The organism is Pseudomonas sp. WS 5146 (genome assembly GCF_012985495.1).
Classification (GTDB): domain Bacteria; phylum Pseudomonadota; class Gammaproteobacteria; order Pseudomonadales; family Pseudomonadaceae; genus Aquipseudomonas; species Aquipseudomonas edaphica.
This window is the reverse complement of the sequence record NZ_JAAQWL010000003.1, coordinates 678,396-697,928: the sequence shown is the minus strand read 5'-3', so window position 1 is coordinate 697,928 and position 19,533 is coordinate 678,396. Positions and strand designations below refer to the sequence as shown.

Annotated in this window: 7 protein-coding genes; 2 read left to right on the top strand and 5 right to left on the bottom strand. The window is 61.7% G+C overall.

What is annotated here, in order from left to right; all coding sequences use genetic code 11:
* The first annotated feature begins 10 nt into the window (after positions 1-10).
* Positions 11-10,417, top strand: coding sequence for an amino acid adenylation domain-containing protein (locus tag HBO41_RS11950; protein ID WP_407073960.1), 10,407 nt, complete (start codon positions 11-13; stop codon positions 10,415-10,417).
* Positions 10,418-10,552: 135 nt separating this feature from the next.
* On the opposite strand, the gene HBO41_RS11945 is transcribed toward HBO41_RS11950, so the two are convergent.
* Positions 10,553-12,931, bottom strand: a complete 2,379-nt coding sequence (locus HBO41_RS11945) for a TonB-dependent siderophore receptor (protein WP_017138098.1) — start codon at positions 12,929-12,931, stop codon at positions 10,553-10,555.
* A gap of 154 nt (positions 12,932-13,085) precedes the next feature.
* The gene (locus HBO41_RS11940) at positions 13,086-14,738 is read right to left on the bottom strand and encodes a cyclic peptide export ABC transporter (protein ID WP_099549287.1); all 1,653 of its coding nucleotides are present in this window, start codon (positions 14,736-14,738) and stop codon (positions 13,086-13,088) included.
* 201 nt (positions 14,739-14,939) lie between these two features.
* On the opposite strand from HBO41_RS11940, the gene HBO41_RS11935 reads away from it, so the two are divergent.
* Positions 14,940-15,767 (top strand): N(5)-hydroxyornithine transformylase PvdF, encoded by an 828-nt coding sequence (locus HBO41_RS11935; RefSeq protein ID WP_169986359.1) that lies wholly within the window; start codon positions 14,940-14,942, stop codon positions 15,765-15,767.
* Between the two features lie 116 nt (positions 15,768-15,883).
* Here HBO41_RS11935 and HBO41_RS11930 read toward each other — a convergent pair whose 3' ends face one another.
* Genes HBO41_RS11930 through pvdM form a run of 3 tightly spaced genes read right to left on the bottom strand, consistent with a single transcriptional unit; the run spans position 15,884 to position 19,438 of the window.
* On the bottom strand, positions 15,884-16,756 hold the full coding sequence (locus tag HBO41_RS11930; RefSeq protein ID WP_099549289.1) for a formylglycine-generating enzyme family protein: 873 nt from the start codon (positions 16,754-16,756) through the stop codon (positions 15,884-15,886).
* A gap of 33 nt (positions 16,757-16,789) precedes the next feature.
* On the bottom strand, positions 16,790-18,070 hold the full coding sequence (locus HBO41_RS11925; protein WP_017138102.1) for an aminotransferase class V-fold PLP-dependent enzyme: 1,281 nt from the start codon (positions 18,068-18,070) through the stop codon (positions 16,790-16,792).
* 18 nt (positions 18,071-18,088) lie between these two features.
* Positions 18,089-19,438 (bottom strand): pyoverdine-tailoring dipeptidase-like protein PvdM, encoded by a 1,350-nt coding sequence (pvdM, locus tag HBO41_RS11920; protein WP_169986357.1) that lies wholly within the window; start codon positions 19,436-19,438, stop codon positions 18,089-18,091.
* Between the last annotated feature and the right edge of the window lie 95 nt (positions 19,439-19,533).

Here is a 19,533-nt window from a genome sequence, read left to right as displayed (position 1 = left end):
GGGGCGTGGCGTGCAAGCATTAATCGAGTCGGTAGGTTCACTTTCTGCGCAACAAAAGAAAGCGTTGGCGGTAATGCTCAAGCAGCAAGGCATCAACCTGTTTGAGATTGCCCCGGTTTTCAAGCGTCAGGAAGGCGAGCCGCTGCGACTCTCTTATGCCCAGGAGCGGCAGTGGTTTTTGTGGCAGTTGGAGCCGCAGAGCCCTGCCTACCATTTGCCACGTGCGTTGCGGTTGAAAGGTCGACTTGATCGATCGGCCTTGCAGCGCAGCTTTGATGCCTTGATTGCCCGTCACGAAAGTTTGCGCACCTGCCTGCATCAAGACGTCGATCAGGTATTACAGGTGGTGAAGCCTGAGCTGCACCTTGAGATCGCTGAGGGTGTGGGTGAGCGCACGCAACTCGAAGCTCAAGTGCAAGCCGAAGTCGCCGAACCCTTCGATCTGCAACAAGGCCCGCTGTTGCGGGTGAAGTTACTGCAGCTGGCACCGGATGAGCATGTGCTGGTGCTGGTGCTGCACCACATTGTCTCCGACGGCTGGTCGATGCAGGTCATGGTCGATGAGCTGGTGCAGTTGTACGTGGGCTACAGCCAGGGCCAGGATGTGCGTTTGCCTGAGTTGCCGGTTCAATACCCCGACTACGCCTTGTGGCAGCGCAGTTGGATGGAAGCCGGCGAAAAAGAGCGCCAGTTGGGTTATTGGGTTGAGCGGTTGGGCGGTGAGCAACCGGTATTGGAGTTGCCCCTGGATCATCCGCGCCCGCCGGTGCAAAGCTATCGCGGCGCGCGCCTGGACATGGACCTGGACGCGGTGTTGGTCAGCCGTCTCAAGGCGCTGGCTCAACGCGAAGGTGTGACGTTGTTCATGCTGTTGCTGGCGTCCTTCCAGACGCTGTTGTATCGCTACAGCGGGCAGTCGGATATCCGCGTCGGTGTGCCGATCGCCAACCGTAATCGCGCAGAAACCGAGCGCCTTATCGGCTTCTTCGTCAATACCCAGGTGTTCAAGGCTGATATCGACGGGCAGATGCCCTTTAGTCAGTTGCTGGCCCAGGTCAAGCAGCGCGCACTCGAAGCCCAGAGCCATCAGGATCTGCCTTTCGAGCAGCTTGTCGAGGCGCTGCAACCGGAGCGCAGCCTGAGCCATAACCCGTTGTTCCAGGTGATGTTCAACCACCAGACCGAAGCCCATAAGTCGCGGGGCGAGCTACAATTGCCGGGCCTGGCACTTGAGGCGCTGGAGTGGGGCAGCCAGAGTGCACAGTTTGACCTTAGCCTGGATACTCAAGAATCTCCGCAAGGTATCCGGGCTTCGCTGACCTACGCCACGGACCTGTTTGAGGCGCCCACTGTGCAGCGCATGGCCGAGCATTGGCAGCGTTTGCTGCGCGCTATTGTCGGGCGTGCGGACACCCGTGTGGCGCAGTTGGCCATGCTGATCGATGCAGAACAGCGTGATTTGCTGTACGCCTGGAACCAGGGTGGCCCCGTGTTCGAGGCGGCGGCAGGCGTTCACGGGTTGTTCGAGGCCCAGGTGCAGCGGCGCCCGGAGACAGTTGCGCTGTGCCTGGACGAACACACTATCAGCTATGCCGAGTTGAATCGCCAGGCCAATCGCCTGGCGCATGCACTGATTGAGCGCGGTGTCGGCCCGGAAGTGCGAGTGGGTGTGGCAGTCGAGCGCTCGTTCGAGATGGTGGTTGGCTTGTTGGCCGTGCTTAAGGCGGGCGGCGCCTATGTGCCGCTGGACCCGCAATACCCGCGTGAACGCCTGCTGCACATGCTTGAGGACAGCGGCGTGCGTGTGGTGCTGACGCAACCCCATGTGCCGATGCCGCTGCCCGAAGGCATGGCGACGTTGGATGTGGCGGATTCGGGGCTGGCCCACCACGGCGAGAGCAACCCGCTGGTCAAGGTCGACAAACACAACCTGGCTTACGTGATCTACACCTCCGGTTCCACCGGCAAGCCCAAAGGTGTGGCGATCAATCATGCGGCGCTGACTGAGTTTTCCCGGATGGCCGCCGATTACTCGCGCCTGACCCAGGATGACCGCGTACTGCAATTCGCTACCTTGAATTTCGACGGTTTCGTCGAACAGCTCTACCCGGCGCTGACCCACGGCGCGACGGTGGTCCTGCGCGGGCCGCAGCTGTGGGACAGCGCTCGGCTGTACGACGAAATCATCGCCCAAGGCATCACCCTGGCCGACTTGCCCACCGCTTACTGGAACCTGTTCCTGCTCGATTGCCTGGCGGCGGGGCCTCGATCCTATGGCGCGCTTCGCCAGGTGCACATCGGTGGCGAAGCCATGCCACTGGACGGCCCGGCGCAGTGGGTGAAAGCCGGTCTTGGCCATGTACGCTTGCTCAATACCTATGGCCCCACAGAAGCGACCGTGGTGTCGAGTGTGCTGGACTGCTCAGCGGCTGCTGAAATCGTCGGTGCCACCGCCAGCCCGATTGGCCGTTCCTTGCCAGGGCGCGCCCTTTACGTGCTGGACCGTGACTTGAACCTGACGCCGTTGGGGGCGGTGGGCGAGTTGTACATCGGCAGCCGCTGCGGTTTGGCGCGCGCCTATTTGAACCGCGCGCTGCTCACGGCTGAGCGCTTTGTGCCGGACCCGTTCGGCGAAATCGGCGAGCGCCTGTATCGCACCGGTGACCTGGCACGCTATCGCGCCGATGGCGTCATCGAGTATGTCGGGCGGGTCGATCATCAAGTCAAGATCCGCGGTTTTCGTATCGAGCTGGGTGAAATCGAGGCGCTGTTGTTGGCTCAGCCCTGCGTGCGCGAAACACTGGTGCTGGCCGTCGACAATCAATTGGTCGCCTATCTGGTTGCCGAGCAGCAAGACGCCGCAACCCTCAAGCTGACGCTGCGCGAACAACTGCCGGATTATATGGTGCCGACCCACATCATCTTCCTTGACCGCATGCCGCTGAACCCCAACGGCAAGCTGGATCGTCACGCGCTGCCCAAACCCGACGCCAACCAATCGCAGCAGGCATGGGTGGCACCGGTGACTGAGCTGGAGCAGCAGGTCGCTGCCGTATGGGCGCAAATCCTGGGTGCCGAGCGGGTAGGGTTGACCGACCACTTCTTTGAGATGGGCGGGCATTCGCTGTTGGCCATGCAGGTGGTATCACGCTTGCGTCATACGCTGGGGCGCGAAGTACCGCTCAAGCTGGTGTTCGAGCAGCCGCGTCTGGAAGGGTTCGCTGGCGCTTTGCACGCCCTGGAAAGTGGCCTGGGTGAGCAGGCGCCGGCACTGGTGGCGGTCGGTCGTGACCAGCCGTTGCCACTGTCCTATGCCCAGGAGCGCCAGTGGTTCCTTTGGCAACTGGCCCCGGACAGCGCCGCCTACCATATTCCCAGTGCCTTGCGCCTCAGGGGGCGGCTGGACACGGCGGCGTTGCAGCGCAGTTTCGATGAGTTGGTCGCTCGCCATGAAAGCCTGCGCACCTGCGTCGAACAGCACGCGGAGGGGGCGCGGCAAGTTATCCGTGCACAGGTGGTGTTGCCTGTCCAGTGCGTTGACGTGCAAGAAGCTGATCTGCAAGCGCAAGTCGAAGCCGAAATCGCCCGCCCGTTCAATCTGCAACGCGGGCCGTTGCTGCGCGTGACCTTAATGCGTGTGGCGCAGGACGATCATGTGTTGGTGCTGGTGCAGCATCACATCGTTTCTGACGGTTGGTCGATGCAAGTCATGATCGACGAACTGGTGCAGCTCTATGCCGCGTTCAGCCAGGGCCAGGCTGTGCAGTTGCCGGTGATGCCGATCCAGTACGCCGACTTTGCCGTGTGGCAGCGTACGTGGATGGAGGCGGGTGAAAAGTCCCGCCAGCTGGATTACTGGCGTGACTTGCTCGGTGGCGAGCAGCCGGTGCTGGAGTTGCCGTTCGACCATCAACGCCCAGCGCAGCAAAGCCATCGCGGCGCGCGCCTGGATGTACCGTTGCCTGCCAGCCTGGCGCAAGGTCTTAAAGCCCTGGCACAAGCGCAGGGCGTGACGATGTTCATGTTACTGCTGGCCTCGTTCCAGACGTTGCTGCACCGCTACAGTGGCCAGCAAGACATTCGCGTAGGCGTGCCGATCGCCAATCGCAACCGTGTGGAAACCGAGCGTCTGATCGGCTTTTTCGTCAACACTCAGGTACTCAAGGCCGATATCGACGGGCACATGACGGTTGCCGAGTTGTTGGCCCAGGTCAAGCAGCGTGCGCTGGAGGCCCAGGCCCATCAGGACCTGCCGTTCGAGCAATTGGTCGAAGCCCTGCAACCCGAGCGTAGCCTGAGCCTGAACCCGCTGTTCCAGGTGATGTTCAACTATCAGAGTGAGGGTCACCTGGGGGCGCAAGCACTGACGGATTTGCGCATCGAAGGCCTGGAGTGGGAACGCCGTACCGCGCATTTTGATCTCGACATGGATGTGCATGAAAGTACAGAAGGGCTGTGGGCCTCGCTGGGCTATGCCACCGACCTGTTTGAAGCCGTCACCATTGAGCGGATGGCCCGCCACTGGCAGAACCTGTTGCAGGCGATGGTGGCCGATCAACAACAGAATATCGGCCAGTTGCACTTGTTGGACAGCGACGAGCAGCAGCACATCCTGCAACTGTGGAACCAGACCGACGCCGGCTTCTCGGCCGAGCGTCTGGTGCATGAGCTGTTTGCTGATCGCGTGCGGGAAAACCCGGATGCGGTGGCGGTCAAATTCGATACGCAAACCCTGACTTATGGCGAGCTGGACCGCCAGGCCAACCGCCTGGCCCATGCGCTGATCGCCCGTGGCGTCGGCCCGGAAGTGCGGGTGGCGATTGCCATGCCGCGCAGCGCGCAAATCATGGTGGCGTTCCTCGCGGTGATGAAAGCCGGTGGCGTGTATGTGCCGCTGGACATCGAATACCCGCGTGATCGTTTGCTGTACATGATGCAAGACAGCCGCGCGAAATTGCTGCTGAGCCACAGCAGTGCCTTGGCGCAATTGCCGGTAGCGGAAGGGCTCGAAACCCTGGCCATTGACCGCACCGAAGACTGGACCGGCTACAGCGATACCGCGCCGCAGGTAAATCTGGATGGCGACAACCTCGCCTACGTGATCTACACCTCCGGCTCCACCGGCATGCCCAAAGGCGTGGCGGTTTCCCACGGGCCGTTGGTGGCGCACATCATCGCCACGGGCGAACGCTACGAAACCGGCCCCGCCGACTGCGAATTGCATTTCATGTCTTTTGCCTTTGACGGTTCCCACGAAGGCTGGATGCACCCGCTGATCAACGGCGCCAGCGTACTGATCCGCGACGACAGCCTGTGGCTGCCGGAATACACCTACGCGCAAATGCACCGTCACCACGTGACCATGGCCGTGTTCCCGCCGGTGTACCTGCAACAGTTGGCCGAGCATGCCGAGCGCGATGGCAACCCGCCCAACGTGCGCGTGTACTGCTTCGGCGGTGATGCCGTGGCACAGGCCAGTTACGACCTGGCCTGGCGCGCGTTAAAACCGACCTACCTGTTCAACGGCTACGGCCCGACCGAAACCGTGGTCACGCCGCTGCTGTGGAAAGCCCGTCGCGGCGACCCCTGCGACGCGGTCTATGCGCCGATTGGCACGCTGCTGGGCAACCGCAGCGGCTACGTGCTGGACTCGCAACTCAACCTGCAACCCATCGGCGTGGCCGGTGAGTTGTACCTGGGCGGCGAAGGCGTGGCTCGCGGTTATCTTGAGCGCCCGGCGCTTACCGCCGAGCGTTTTGTGCCGGACCCATTTGGCAAGCCCGGCAGCCGCGTTTACCGCAGCGGCGACCTGACCCGTGGTCGCGCAGATGGCGTGGTGGATTACCTGGGGCGTGTCGATCACCAAGTGAAAATCCGTGGTTTCCGTATTGAGCTGGGTGAAATCGAGGCGCGCCTGCGTGAGCAGCAGGCGGTTGGTGAAACGGTCGTCGTGGCCCAGGAAAGTCCGAGCGGCAAGCAGTTGGTGGCGTACGTCGTGCCCGCTGAACCCGTGGCCGACCCGGTCGCATTCCGCGAAGCCTTGCGTCGTGCCCTGAAAACCCGTCTGCCTGACTATATGGTGCCTGCGCACTTCATGTTCCTGGACCAGATGCCGTTGACGCCCAACGGTAAGCTCGACCGTAAGGGCTTGCCCCAGCCGGACGCGGCGCAGTCGCAAGGTGTGTGGGTTGAGCCGGTTACGCCATTGCAACAGCAGGTCGCGGCGATTTGGGCCCAAGTGCTGGGCGCTGTGCGCATTGGCCTGACGGACCACTTCTTCGAGTTGGGCGGGCACTCGTTGCTGGCCATGCAGGTGATTTCCCGTGTGCGCCAGTTACTTGAGCGTGACGTGCCACTGCGCACCTTGTTTGAGCAGCCGCAACTGCAGGGTTTTGTGCTGGCACTGCACGCCGCTGAAGAGGACTTGGCGCCGCCAATGCGGGCGATAGGACGGGATCAGCCGTTAGTGCTGTCCTTTGCCCAGGAGCGACAGTGGTTTCTTTGGCAGCTGGACCCGCAAAGCGCCGCTTACCACATCCCGAGCATTCTGCGTCTGAGCGGCCGCCTTGATCTGCATGCCTTGCAGTGCAGCTTTGATCGCTTGGTGGCGCGACATGAAAGCTTGCGCACTCGCATCAATCAGCAGGATGAGCGCACGGTGCAGGTGGTTTTGCCTGCCGAACCGTTGTCAATCATGCGAGGCGATGCCACTGAGCAGACACTGCAGCAGCAGGTAGAAGCCGAAATTGCCAAGCCTTTCGACCTGCAGCAAGGGCCGCTGCTGCGCGTCACCTTGTTGCGCCTGGCCGAAGATGAGCACGTGCTGGTGCTGGTGCAGCACCATATCGTTTCCGATGGCTGGTCGATGCAGGTGATGGTCGACGAACTGGTGCAGTTGTATAGCGCCTACAGCCAGGGCGAGGTCGCGCAGTTGCCGGCGCCGGCGTTGCAGTATGCCGATTACGCACACTGGCAACGCGAGTGGATGGCGGCAGGTGAGCGCGAGCGTCAGTTGGCTTACTGGTGCGAACTGCTGGGCGGTGAGCAACCGGTGTTGGAACTTCCGACCGCGCACGCGCGCCCGGCGCAGCAAAGCTATCGCGGTGCCAGCCTGGAGCTTGAGTTGCCGACGCAACTGGCCGAGGGGCTCAACGCATTGGCGCAGCGTGAGGGCGTGACATTGTTCATGCTGTTGTTGGCGTCTTTTCAGGGTTTGCTGTACCGCTACAGTGGCCAGCACGACATCCGTGTCGGGGTGCCGATCGCCAACCGCAACCGGGTTGAGGTCGAGCGGTTGGTCGGCTTCTTTGTCAACACGCAGGTACTCAAGGCCGACGTGGACGAGCAGATCACCGTCACCCAACTGCTGCAGCAGGCCAAACACCGCAGCCTGGATGCGCAGAGCCATCAGGACCTGCCCTTCGAGCAACTGGTCGAAGCCTTGCAACCGGAGCGCAGCCTGAGCCATAACCCGTTGTTCCAGGTGTTGTTCAACCATCAGAGCGAGGCGGGGTTGGCTACCCGCGGCCGTCAGTTGCCCGATTTGCGGGTAGAGGGCCTGGATTGGGGTAGCCAGACCGCGCAGTTCGACCTGAGCCTGGACACCCAGGCCACCGCGCAGGGTATCTGGGCCACCCTGACCTATGCGACCGACCTGTTCGAACCGGCCATGCTCACGCGCATGCTGGGGCACTGGCAAAATCTGTTGCAAGGCATGCTCGACGACCCGCAACAGCGCGTCAGCCAGTTGCCGCTGTTGGACGGCACCGAGCAACGTAGCGCGCTGCAAGACTGGAACGCCACTGCTCGCGACTACACGCAGCAGCCTGTGCATCAGTTGATCGAAGCCCAGGTCGAACTCACGCCGGATGCCGAGGCGCTGGTATTTGCCGGGCAGCGCTTGACGTACACCCAACTTAATCGGCGGGCCAACCGCCTGGCCCATCGCCTGATGGACGCCGGTGTCGGCCCCGACGTGTTGGTGGGGCTGGCCGTGGAGCGTTCGATAGACATGGTCGTCGGCCTGTTGGCGGTACTCAAGGCCGGTGGCGCTTATGTGCCGCTCGATCCGGAATACCCACGCGAGCGACTGGCCTACATGCTGGAAGACAGCGGCGTGAGTATGTTGCTGACCCAGGCCCATCTGCTGAGTCGATTGCCGATTCCACACGGAGTGGACACGCTGGTGTTGGGCGAGGCCGATGTCGACAGTTACAGCGAAGCCAATCCCATTAGCGTGCTGAGCGGCGAAAACCTCGCCTATGTGATCTACACCTCCGGCTCCACCGGCCAGCCCAAAGGTGCGGGCAACCGCCATTGTGCGCTGACCAACCGCCTGAGCTGGATGCAGGAAGCCTACGGGTTGAACGCCCGTGACACGGTGCTGCAAAAGACCCCGTTCAGCTTTGACGTGTCGGTGTGGGAGTTCTTCTGGCCGCTGATGACGGGCGCGCGCCTGGTGGTGGCTGCGCCGGGTGATCACCGCGACCCGGCCAGGCTGGTAGCGTTGATCAACGCCGAACAGGTCACTACGCTGCACTTTGTGCCGTCGATGCTGCAGGCTTTCCTGCAAGACCCGGCCGTTGCTTCCTGCCACTCCTTGCAACGCATTGTGTGCAGCGGCGAAGCGCTGCCGGTGGATGCGCAACAGCAGGTATTGCGCAAGTTGCCGCAAGCCGCGTTGTACAACCTGTATGGCCCGACCGAAGCCGCCATCGACGTGACCCACTGGACCTGCATCGACGAAGGGCGTGACACGGTGCCCATTGGCCAGCCGATCGCCAACCTGTGCACCTATGTGCTGGACGCACAACTGCAAGTGACCGCTGTGGGTGTGGCAGGTGAGTTGTACCTGGGCGGTATCGGCTTGGCACGCGGTTATCATCGACGCCCTGGGCTCACCGCCGAACGGTTTGTCGCTTCGCCGTTCGCGCCCGGAGCGCGCCTGTATCGTACCGGCGACCGCGTGCGTCAGCGTGCCGACGGGGTTATCGAATACCTTGGGCGCCTGGATCATCAGGTCAAATTGCGTGGCCTGCGCATTGAATTGGGTGAGATTGAAGCGCGCGTTCTTGAACATCCACAGGTGCAGGAAGCCTCGGTCCAGGTGGTTGATGGCAAGCACCTGGTGGGCTATCTGGTGTTGCTGGCGCCGAGCGAAACCTGGCGTGAATCCCTGGGCGCACACCTGTTGGCGCACTTGCCGGACTATATGGTGCCGGCGCAATGGGTGCTGCTGGCGCAAATGCCCCTGAGCCCGAATGGCAAGCTGGACCGCAAGGCGTTGCCCAAGCCTGATGCGCACGCGCAGGAACGCGTCTATCAGGCGCCGCAGACGCAGCTGGAGCACCGCCTCGCGACGATTTGGGCCGAGGTCCTGGAGGTTGAACGCGTCGGGTTAAATGACAATTTCTTTGAGCTGGGTGGCCATTCGCTGTTGGTGTTGAGGCTCAAGGAGCGCATCCGCAAGGCGACCGGCACAGCGCTGTCGGTCAGCCAACTGATGCTTAACCCGACCATTGCGGGGCAGGTGGCCTGCCTGGGTGGCGAAACCCGCCACTCGCTGATCGTCAAACTCAACAGCCAGACCCAAGGCACGCCACTGTTCCTGTTCCACCCAAGCTTTGGTTCGGTGCATTGCTACAAGGCCATCGGCCTGGCACTGCGTGAACAACGGCCGGTGCTGGGGGTGATCAGTCGGGCGTTGGTCGAGGAGGGCAGTGACGTGCCCAACTGGCAATCAATGGTCGATGACTACACCGCGCAACTGCTCGATGCCGTACCCGAAGGCCCTTATCGCCTGGCCGGTTGGTCCCTGGGTGGCAACCTGGCCATGGAGGTCGCGTATGCGTTGGAACAGGCGGGGCGTGTGGTCGAGGTTGTCGGTTGGATCGATGCATCGCCGCCGCACTGGCTCAAGGCCTATTGGGACACGGCGGTGATGACCGATGACAGTGAAGTGCCGGTTAATCAGCGGCGTGTTGAGTTATTGCAGGTGATGTTTGCGCAGTCGAGCGCGTTGATTCAGGCGGCGTGGTTGCAAAGCCAGGCGCTCTCTGAAGACGAGGTGCAGCAATGGCAGGCGTTCAGCACGTGGGCCGAAGGCGCGCTTGGTGAGACCTATGTGGAGGTCAAGGCCAGCTTGCTTGAGGGCGACGAAGCGCAGATCTCCTGGGAACTCGACCGTGCTCTTGGCCAGAGTCTCAAGGACGCCGACTTCAAGCCGATCCAGGCACCGATCAATTGCTGGTGGGCCGCTGCGAGCCGGGCAGGGCAGCATCGTCAGTTAATTGAGGCAAGCATGGCGCAGGTTATGGGCCGGCCGTGTATTGAGCAGTCAGTACTGATCGACTCTACCCATGATCGAATCATCGATAACGCCGCGTTCGTGCAGAGCTTTGCTGATGCGATGAAGTAACCCCCGGTGTAAAAGAAACGCCCCTGGACCGATGGCCAGGGGCGTTTTTTTATCGGTGTTATTCGCCAAACGCCACGATTCAGCGGGCAACAAAAAGCCCCTGGTCATCAGCGATGACCAGGGGCTTGGGCCGGATCAGAAGTTCCAGCGGGTGCTGAGCATGACGTTACGCGGGTCGCCGTAGTAAGCCGAGTTGTAGAAGCCGATGTTGGTGTAGTACTTCTTGTCGAAGATGTTGTTGACGTTGAGGGTCGCCGATACGTTCTCGGTCACCTGGTAACGGGCCATCGCGTCGACGATCCACAGTGGGTCCTGGGAGAAGTTTTCCTCGGTGCCTTTGGCATAGTTGTTCAGCAGTTTCCAGCCAGTGCCCTGCCAGCGCACGCCGGTGCCCAGGGTCAGCTTGTCGAGTGGGCCGGTCAGCTTGTAGCTGGTGTAGATATTGACCTGATCTTCCGGCTCCCAGGTGGAGAGCTTCTCACCCTGTTTGTCGCGCATGATCTTATGGGTATAGCCCGCCTGCAACTGCCAGCCTGGCGCCAGCTCGCCGGAAATTTCCGCTTCGTAGCCTTTGGTCTTGGCTTCGGTGCCCCTGGAGGCGTAATCCAGCCCTGGGTGGCTGTTGGGGATGTAATCCGTGTCGTCGACGGCGCGGTTTTTCTCGTGAACCTCGAAGTAGGCCAGGCTCGAATTCAGGCGACCGTCGAAGAACTCGCCCTTAAGGCCGATCTCGTAGTTCTTGCCTTCATCTGGTTCCAGCGGTTTGTCGTTGCGGTCTCGGTAATCGTCCTGGGGCAGGTAGATTTCGGTGAAGCTGGCGTAGGCCGAGAAGTTGTCGTTGAGGTCATAGGTGATGCCGGCATAAGGCACTACCTTGCCGGTGTCCTTGACCTGGCTGGTGCCGCTGACTTCGTAGTTGTTGACCCGAGTGCCGAGGATCAGGTGCAAGTCATCCGCGAGGCTGAAGCGCCCGGTGATGTAGCTGGCGCTCTGGCGGGTCAGCTCGTCGTTCTTTTTGGTTCGAGGACCACGGTCCGGCTTGGGGGCGTCGCCGTCCCAGTTGAAGTAGTCGTGGCTGTTGTCGTAGTTGGTGGCGTTGGTGTAGTCGCTGCCCAGCCAGTGCGAGCGCGAGACCGACGTACCGACCACCAGTTCGTGCTCACGCCCGAACAGGCTGAACGGCCCAGTGGCGTAGAGATCACCCGTGTCGCTGGTGGTTTCACCATTGTAGGTACGGGTCAGCAGCGATGCCTTGCCCGTTTCGGCATTGGGTGACAGCAGGGCCGACAACGGGGCTTTGTAGCCGTTGATCTGGTGGTTGTACTGCGCCTTGCCGACCCAGCCGTTGTCGAACGTGTGTTCCAGGGTGGCGAAGGCGGTACGGGTGTACTGTTTCCACTTGCTGTACTTGGCGCCGTTGTTGAAGGAGCGCGGGGTGCTGATGTGGTTGCCGGCCGAGTCAAAGAGCGAGGCCGCACCGGACCAGCTGGAGCCCTGCGGGTCACTGTCCTGGTAGTCGCCACCGATGGTCAGCAACGTATCCGGTGCCAGGTCGAACTCGAGAATGCCGTAGTAGACGTTGGTCTGGCGTTGGTAGTGATCGAGGAACGTGTGTTTGTCCTGGTACGCCGCAACAGCACGGCCACGCACGTTGCCGGTCTCGGTCAGCGGGCCGCTGACGTCGATTTCCGAACGGTAGTTGTCCCAGGAGCCTGCGCCCAGGTCCACATAGCCCTTGAATTCCGAGGTGGGCTTTTTACGCACCATATTGATGGTGCCGCCCGGGCCGCCGGCGCCGGTCAGCAGGCCGGTGGCGCCCTTGAGGATTTCGACGCGGTCGTAGATCACGGTGTCGGTCAAGGTGTGGCCCGACGAGTACTGGGCATCCTGCAGGATCGGAATACCGTCGTACTGGAAGTTCTGAATGGCGAAACCGCGAGAGAAGTAGCTGGTGCGCTCGCTGTCGTAGGTGGCAACGGTGATGCCCGGTGTGTGACGCATCACGTCGTCGATCGACTTGAGGCTGAAGTCGTCCATAGCCTGGCGGGTCACCACGGAAATCGATTGCGGCGTCTCACGTGGGCTTAACACCATGCGCGTCGCGGTGGCGATGGTGCCAGGGGTGTAGGAGCCGGAACCTTCGGTGATGGTCCCCAACTGGTTGGCGGTCACCTGGGTTGCGCCCAGTTCCAGTGCCGACGTTTTCGCCGCGCTGATGGTGAACGAGCTGCCCTGCAGGTCATAGCTGATGCCCGTCCCGGACAGCAAGGTGGTCATGGCCTGGCCAGGTTGCAACTTGCCTTTGATCGCGTGGCTGCGCTTGCCTTCTACATCGGTAGGGCTGTAGAGCACCTGCAAGTTGGTCTGGCGACCGAACTCCTGAAGCGCGCTCCCCAGCGGCTGTGCGGGCACATTCAGCTCAACTTCCTGCGCCTGCACATAACCTGCCACCGGCAGTGCCAGTGCCAGGGCAATCGCGCTTGGCAGCAGAGGGGTATTCAAGAGGCGGCGCATGGAGAGTGCCTTGCTCAAGGGACTCAGACCGAACGTTGCTGGCATGGATGCATTCTCTTCTATGTTTTAAGTGGGCAGCTTTTAGTGTTTATTGAGGTCAATTCTCATTACCACTAGTGAGACGTTCCTATCCGTAAAAACCGGAAAATAAATTTCAAGCCGGCTCCATCTCGTGCACCACCTTGCCCGCTCGCAGGCGCACCAGTTGGTCGGCGATGTCGAAGTAGCGGTCGTCGTGGCTGATCACGATGATGGTTTTGCCCAGGCGCTTGAGGTCGGGCAGCAGCTCGGTGTAGAACACGCGGCGGAAGGCCGGGTCCTGGTCGGCGGCCCATTCGTCGAACACCAGCACCGGGCGTTCTTCGAGCCAGGCATTGACCAGCGCCAGGCGCTTGCGCTGCCCGGTGGAGAGGTCGGTGGTGCTGAATACGCCGTCCTTGACGCTGACTTTGTGCGCGATTTCCAGGCGCTCCAGGTACTTGGCAGCACTGTCCAGCGATTGCGTGGCGCTGCCCTGGACCAGGTCGTCGAACAGGTAATAGTCGGCGAACACCGTGGTGAACAATTGGCGATAGTCATCGCGCACCGGGTCGGTCACGGTTTCGCCGTTCAGGCGGATTTCGCCGGCGTCGGGTTGATACAGGCCCAGCAACAGTTTGATCAGTGTGGTCTTGCCGCAGCCGTTCTCGCCGACGATAAACACGATATCGCCCTGCTGGATGCTCAGGTTGATCGGCCCCAGGTGAAACGGCTCGCTGCCCTCTACCGGCGGTGGGCTGTAGGTGACGCCACGCAGTTCAAGGCTGTTGACCACCGGCGTGGGGGCTTCGCTGCCGTCCATCAACAGATGCGGCTCGGGGGACGAGAAGCGATCAGACAGCTCGGTGATACGCGCAAAGGCAATGCCGGCCTTGCCGATGATCGGCAGGTAACCGATCACGTGTTCGAGCGGGCCTTTCATGTACAGCAGTACCAACACAAAACCGGTGATCACCGCGGGGTCCGGGTTGGGGCTGTAGGCTTGCATGGCCAGGGCCAGGCCGATGACCACAAAGAACAGCATCGAGCCAAAGGTCTTGGCCACGATGTAAATGTTGACCGAGCGCACCTGGATGTCGCTGATCCGGTCGGCGGTTTCCTGGATACGGTGGGTGTTCATCCGGTAGCGCCGTGGCCGGTGGATGCGCAACTCCTTGGCGCCGGAGGCGATCGCCGAATAGTAGCGCTGCAGTTCGTCTTCCAGGTCACGGGCTGCATCGAAGCCGCGTATGCCTTTGTGGCCGGCGATGAACTGCACGCTGCTGCCGATCACAATGGCGACGATCATCATCAGGAACATTGGCACAGACAAGTAGGCCAGGTAACCCAGACACCCCAGGGTTACCGTGCTGGCGATGGCCAGCGGGGTGAACGCGAAGGAGAAATCGCTGATGGTATCGACGTCGTGGGTGAGCACCGGGATCAGGCGGTGCGAGCGGTAGCGTTCGATCTGCTCGATGGGCGCCGACAGCACTTTCTCACCGAGATCCTTGCGCAGGGCGGCAATGATCCGCTGGCCCACATAGTTGGTGCCGATATCCGAGACGATCGAACTGGTCAGCGCCAACAGGCATAGCGCCGCAAAGGTCAGGACCACGCCCTGGGTCATGCCGGTTGTAGAGTGCAGGGCGTTATTGATAGTCGCCAGCAGCAACGTGATGGCCAGGCCGCCGGCCATGCCCAGCGCGACAGAGACTGTCACGATGGTGCGAAAAGGCCTGAGCAATGCGAGCAAACCGTTAAAGGCGCCGCGCTTGGGGTCGGTCATAAATACTTCCCGGAAAGTGAAAAAAGAGGGGGCTGGGCACACAGACCCTTACCCATGACAAACGAAGTGTCGGGGCGACTATTTAGCGCGGCGCGCCGGGCGGTGGCCTGGGTCGATAAATTGCCTGCAGGCTGGTTCGTTCTTGTTGTGTAGGCGCACGCGTATTGGCGCGTGCCTGATCTATCCAGCGAGAGCGAAACAATGACGAAAAAGAATCTGGTGTATGTCTGGTCCCTGAGAAACGCTGCCGCCGACAAGGCCGGGCAGCCGGTGGCCTACAAGGACCACGAGCGCTATATGAAGTCGGTGCTGGAGTTTCTGGTGGGGTCGCTGAACGACACACCGTTGGGCCAGGCCTACAACCTGGTCGGCGTGGTGTACGACGATGACGAGCAGAACCCGCGGGACCAGCAGTTGGTGGCCGACTATGGTTTTGCCTATCAGCCGGGTCGCCAGTGGCTGTACCCGGCGGACCTGCGCGTGCAGGGCAACCTGGTCAATGACTTGTTGCTAAGCGTGCCATCCACCTACCGCCGCCTGCCGCGTGGCAGCGCCGAACACATCGCCGGCAAGCAGGATTTTGAACGTCGCTTGCACGACACCCTGGTGGAGTTGAAGGCCGATATCGTGGTGCTGGACGGCCTGCTGGTGATCCTCGATGAGTTGGTGCGGCCCGGCGCGCCGTTCGCGCGGCGGATCATGAACATTCACCCAGGCATTACCCGTATTGAATCGCCTTACGAGCGCCGTGGCGCCTATGCCACCTGGAATGCCTTGTACGGCGCGCGCGGGCAGACGGTGGTGGATTGGGCGAGCAAAGCAACCAAGGCCTGCGAACCGCTGTACCTTACCGGCGCTTCGTTCCATTACGTGGACAACGGCATTGATTCGGGCGAAGTGTTCCACGACGTGCTGAAAACCGAGATTTCGCCTGAGGACACCATCCTCGAATTGCGCTGGAACAACTTCAATAACAGCCTGTTCCCGGCGTTGCATGAAGGGTTGGAGTTGTTGGCTCGGCAGGCCTAAGGCGATCCAAGTGTGGGAGCTGGCTTGCCTGCGATGGCCTCAACTCGGTGTACCTGATGTACCGAGGTGTCTGCATCGCAGGCAAGCCAGTTCCCACATTCTGCTCGGTGTGCTGCTTAAAGGTCGCGCACTACCCGAAACCCAATCCAGTCCCCGCGGGTTTGCGGGTAGATGGTGTTGCGGTTGCCCGAGCGTGAGAACACCGGCGCTTCGCCCCAGTCATTGCCGCGGATCTGGTAGCCCTCGCAGTTGGGCTCCATCCAGGCGCTGCCGTCGGTAGGGGCGCCGATATAGTTGGGGTGCTCGCAGTCGGCAACCCGCTCATACACATTGCCGTGCATGTCGTACATGCCGAATGCATTCGGCGGGTAGCTGCCCACCGGCGAGGAATAGCTGTAGCCATCTGCCGGGCCGTAGGTGTTGGCGTGCTGGGCGATGCTGTAGCCCTTGCCCTCGTCGAACGGGAAGGGGAACGGCCCGGTGGAGCCGGCGCGGGCGGCGTATTCACGTTGGGCTTCGCTGACCATGTGGTACTTGTGGCCGGTTTTTTCCGATAGCCAGGCGACGTACTGCTTGATGTCGTCCATGTCCATGCACACTGCCGGCTGGCGTGGCCCTTGCGGGTAGCGGGGCTTGCTGGCGATGCATTCGCGGCCGGGGCGGGTGTCGCCGTCGGCGATCTTGACGCCGGTCTGGCGGATATAGCTGTCCCATTCGGCGGCAGTGACGTGGAAGCGGCTCATGGCAAACGGTTTGGCGAAGGTCACGTCGTGCATCGGGCCTTCATCGGGCTCGCGGCCGACTTCGTCTTCCGGCGTGCCCATGGTGAAGGTGCCGGCGGGCAGCACCACCATTTCCGGGCAGTCCTTGCAGTCCTTGAACACTTTGCCGGGTTGCGGCGTGGCGGCCTGCGCCAGGTTGGGCAGCCATGCCGCGCAAAGAGCAGTCAGCGCCAGGGCGGTCAGGGGTTTGAGTCGGGATGGATTCATGTGGGCATCTCGTTCAAAGGAAAAAAGGGCGCATCACAGGCGTTGGCTCAGCAGGGCCATAAACTGCTGGATTTCGTCCGAGCTGTTAAGCAGGCCGGGGGAAGTGCGGATCACCGGGCCGACATCGCGGTCGACGGCATCGATCACCACGCGGTTTTTCAGCATATGGGCGACGACCGCTTCGCTGTCCTGGTCCTTGACCCGAAAAAACGTAAAACCGGCCGACAGGTCGGTGCTGCGCGGTGTCACCAACTCGATCTGCGGATGCGCCAGCAACTGGGTTTTGAGTTCGCTGTTGAGTACGTGGATGCGCGCCTCAACCTGTGCCTTGCCCAGTTGCAGGTGCAGCTTGAACGCTTCATCCGCCGCCCAGCGATGCTCAAAGGCGTGGTAGCCGCCGGGCGTCATGGTGGTGGCAAAGTTGGTGTCTTCGGAGAAGGTCGGCACCATGGGTGTGACGTATTTGTTTTCGGCGTCGCGGGCGCAGACCAGCCCGGTGCCGCGTGGGCCGAACATCCATTTATGCGTGCCGGCGATAAAGAAGTCGCAGTGCATGGCCGGGAAGTCGAGGTTCTCCACGCCAAAACCATGTACGCCATCGACCACATACAGGATGCGGTCGTTGTCGTCGCGGTTGCGATTGAGTTCCTCCACCAGCTTGCCGATTTCGCCGATCGGCAGCTTCACGCCACTGCCGGACTGCACCCAGGTCATGCCCAGCACGCGGGTAGTGGGGCGAATGGCGCGCTTGATGTTGCCCAGCACTTCGTCACTGGAGACCTGGCTGGCGCGCTCGAACAAGCGGATGCGCCGCACCTGGGTGCCTTGGCGGGCGACGCGAAAGTCCAGCACGTTCTGGGTGGCGTAGTGTTCGTGTTCGGTGGTGAGAATCTCTTGGTCGGGGCGCAGCTTGATCCCGCCGTAGATCATCGCCAGGCCTTCCGACGTGCTGCCGGTGAGGGCGATCTGAGCCGGCTTGGCGTTCAGGTAACGACCGGCCCATTCGCGCACCTGGCCTTCACGTTTCCAGGTTTCTTCCAGGCCCCAGTCCATGGCCAGGCCGGGGTTGCGGTCGATCTGCTGGCGGTAGCGCTCAATGGCTTCGCGCACGGGGCGTGGGTGGGAGGTGACCAGGAAGTTGGAAAAGTGCAGGTAGTTCGGGTCTTGGGTGAACAGCTGTTTGAAACCCGTCCATGGGTCGTTTGTGGCAGGCGACTGGGTGGCTGCCTGGGCGTGCGCGAGCAATGTGCTGCCCAATGGCAGGCTGGCGGCGAGTACGCCAGCCTGCTTGAGGAATGTACGGCGGTCGGTCATGGACTGGCTTCTGAGTAATTAGCGGTTGGCCAACGGCTTGGCGGCTTTTTGTACCTGGTCCCACACCCGCAGGAAGTTGCCTCCCCACAGCTTGGCGATGTCGGCCTCGGAGTAGCCGCGCTGGATCAGTTCGGCGGTGACATTGCGCACTTCGCCGACGTTCTCCCAGCCCTGGATGCCGCCGCCGTCGTTGAAATCCGAGGCGATGCCGACGTGGTCGATGCCGATCTTGCGCACGGTGTAGTCAATGGCATCGCCCCAGTCCTTGAGGGTGGCCTTGGGTTCTTCTTCAAGAATGGCGTACAGCCCCTGGGCGTACTGGCCGAACTTCTGCTCGGGCCAGGCGGCGATGATGGCGTCGCCGGGCATCAAGGCCACGGCCAGGTTGGGCAGCGACGGCAAATCGAAGCGCGCACGCAAGGTGTTGAGCTTGTCTTGGGTGGGTTGGCTCAGCGGGCGCAAATAGGCCGGGAAGCCCACCACCTGCACCACGCCGCCGCTGTTCTTGATCAGTTGCAGTTCTTTGTCGCTGAGGTTGCGCGGGATATCCACCGAGGCACGCGGCGCCGAATGCGAGGCAATCATGGGGGTACGGCTCAATTGCGCGACTTGCTCCAGCGCCTTGGTCGACATCTGCGACACATCGATGATCACGCCCAGGTCGTTGAGGCGGTGCACGGCTTGTTGGCCGATGGCTGACAGCCCTTCAAGCGCGTCGGTGGTGTCATTGAAAAACGGCAGCGGGCGTGACGAGTCGGACCAGGCGTTGTTGCCGATATAGCTGAAGCCGAACATGCGCATGCCGCGTGCCGCCCACAGGTCCAGCTGGTTGAGGTCGTCGCCCAGCGGGTAGGCGTTGAGCATGCTGATAAAGATCGCAAACTTGCCCTCGCCATGCAGGCGCCGCATATCGTCCGGGGTGTAGGCGATGCCGACCTGGTTGGGGAAGTCGCGCACCATGCCGGAGATGATCTTGTAGCGCACCTCCTGCTCGTGACGGGCCTCCTCGACAAAGCCGTCGGTGGGCTTGTGCGGCGCGTTGGGGCCGTTCCAGATTTCCGGCCAGCCGAAAATCGTCAGGGCCGCGCCCGACAAGCGCCCACGTGCCGCCTTGGCGAGGTCAAACTGGCCGCTGCCATCCTTGTCGGCTTCGTTGCCGGCTGTGCCGAAATCCATGGGCACGGTGATATGGCTGTCGAACGACAACAAGCGGTCCTGCATTTCATTGGCCTGCTTGATCACCTCCAGCGGGTAGCCGGCATTGCCTTTGAACCAGTGATCCCAGGCCAGGAAACCGACCCCGGCGCCGATGGCCAGTGCCAGCGGCAGGCCGATATACAGCGCCTTTTTCGAACGTGGTTTTGTCATTGCCATCTCAGTCAGTTGAGGCCTTTGCTATCAGGGAAGAACGAGCCATGGCCGGGGAAATTTAGGCGCGGGCGCGGCAACGGTAAATTTCTTGC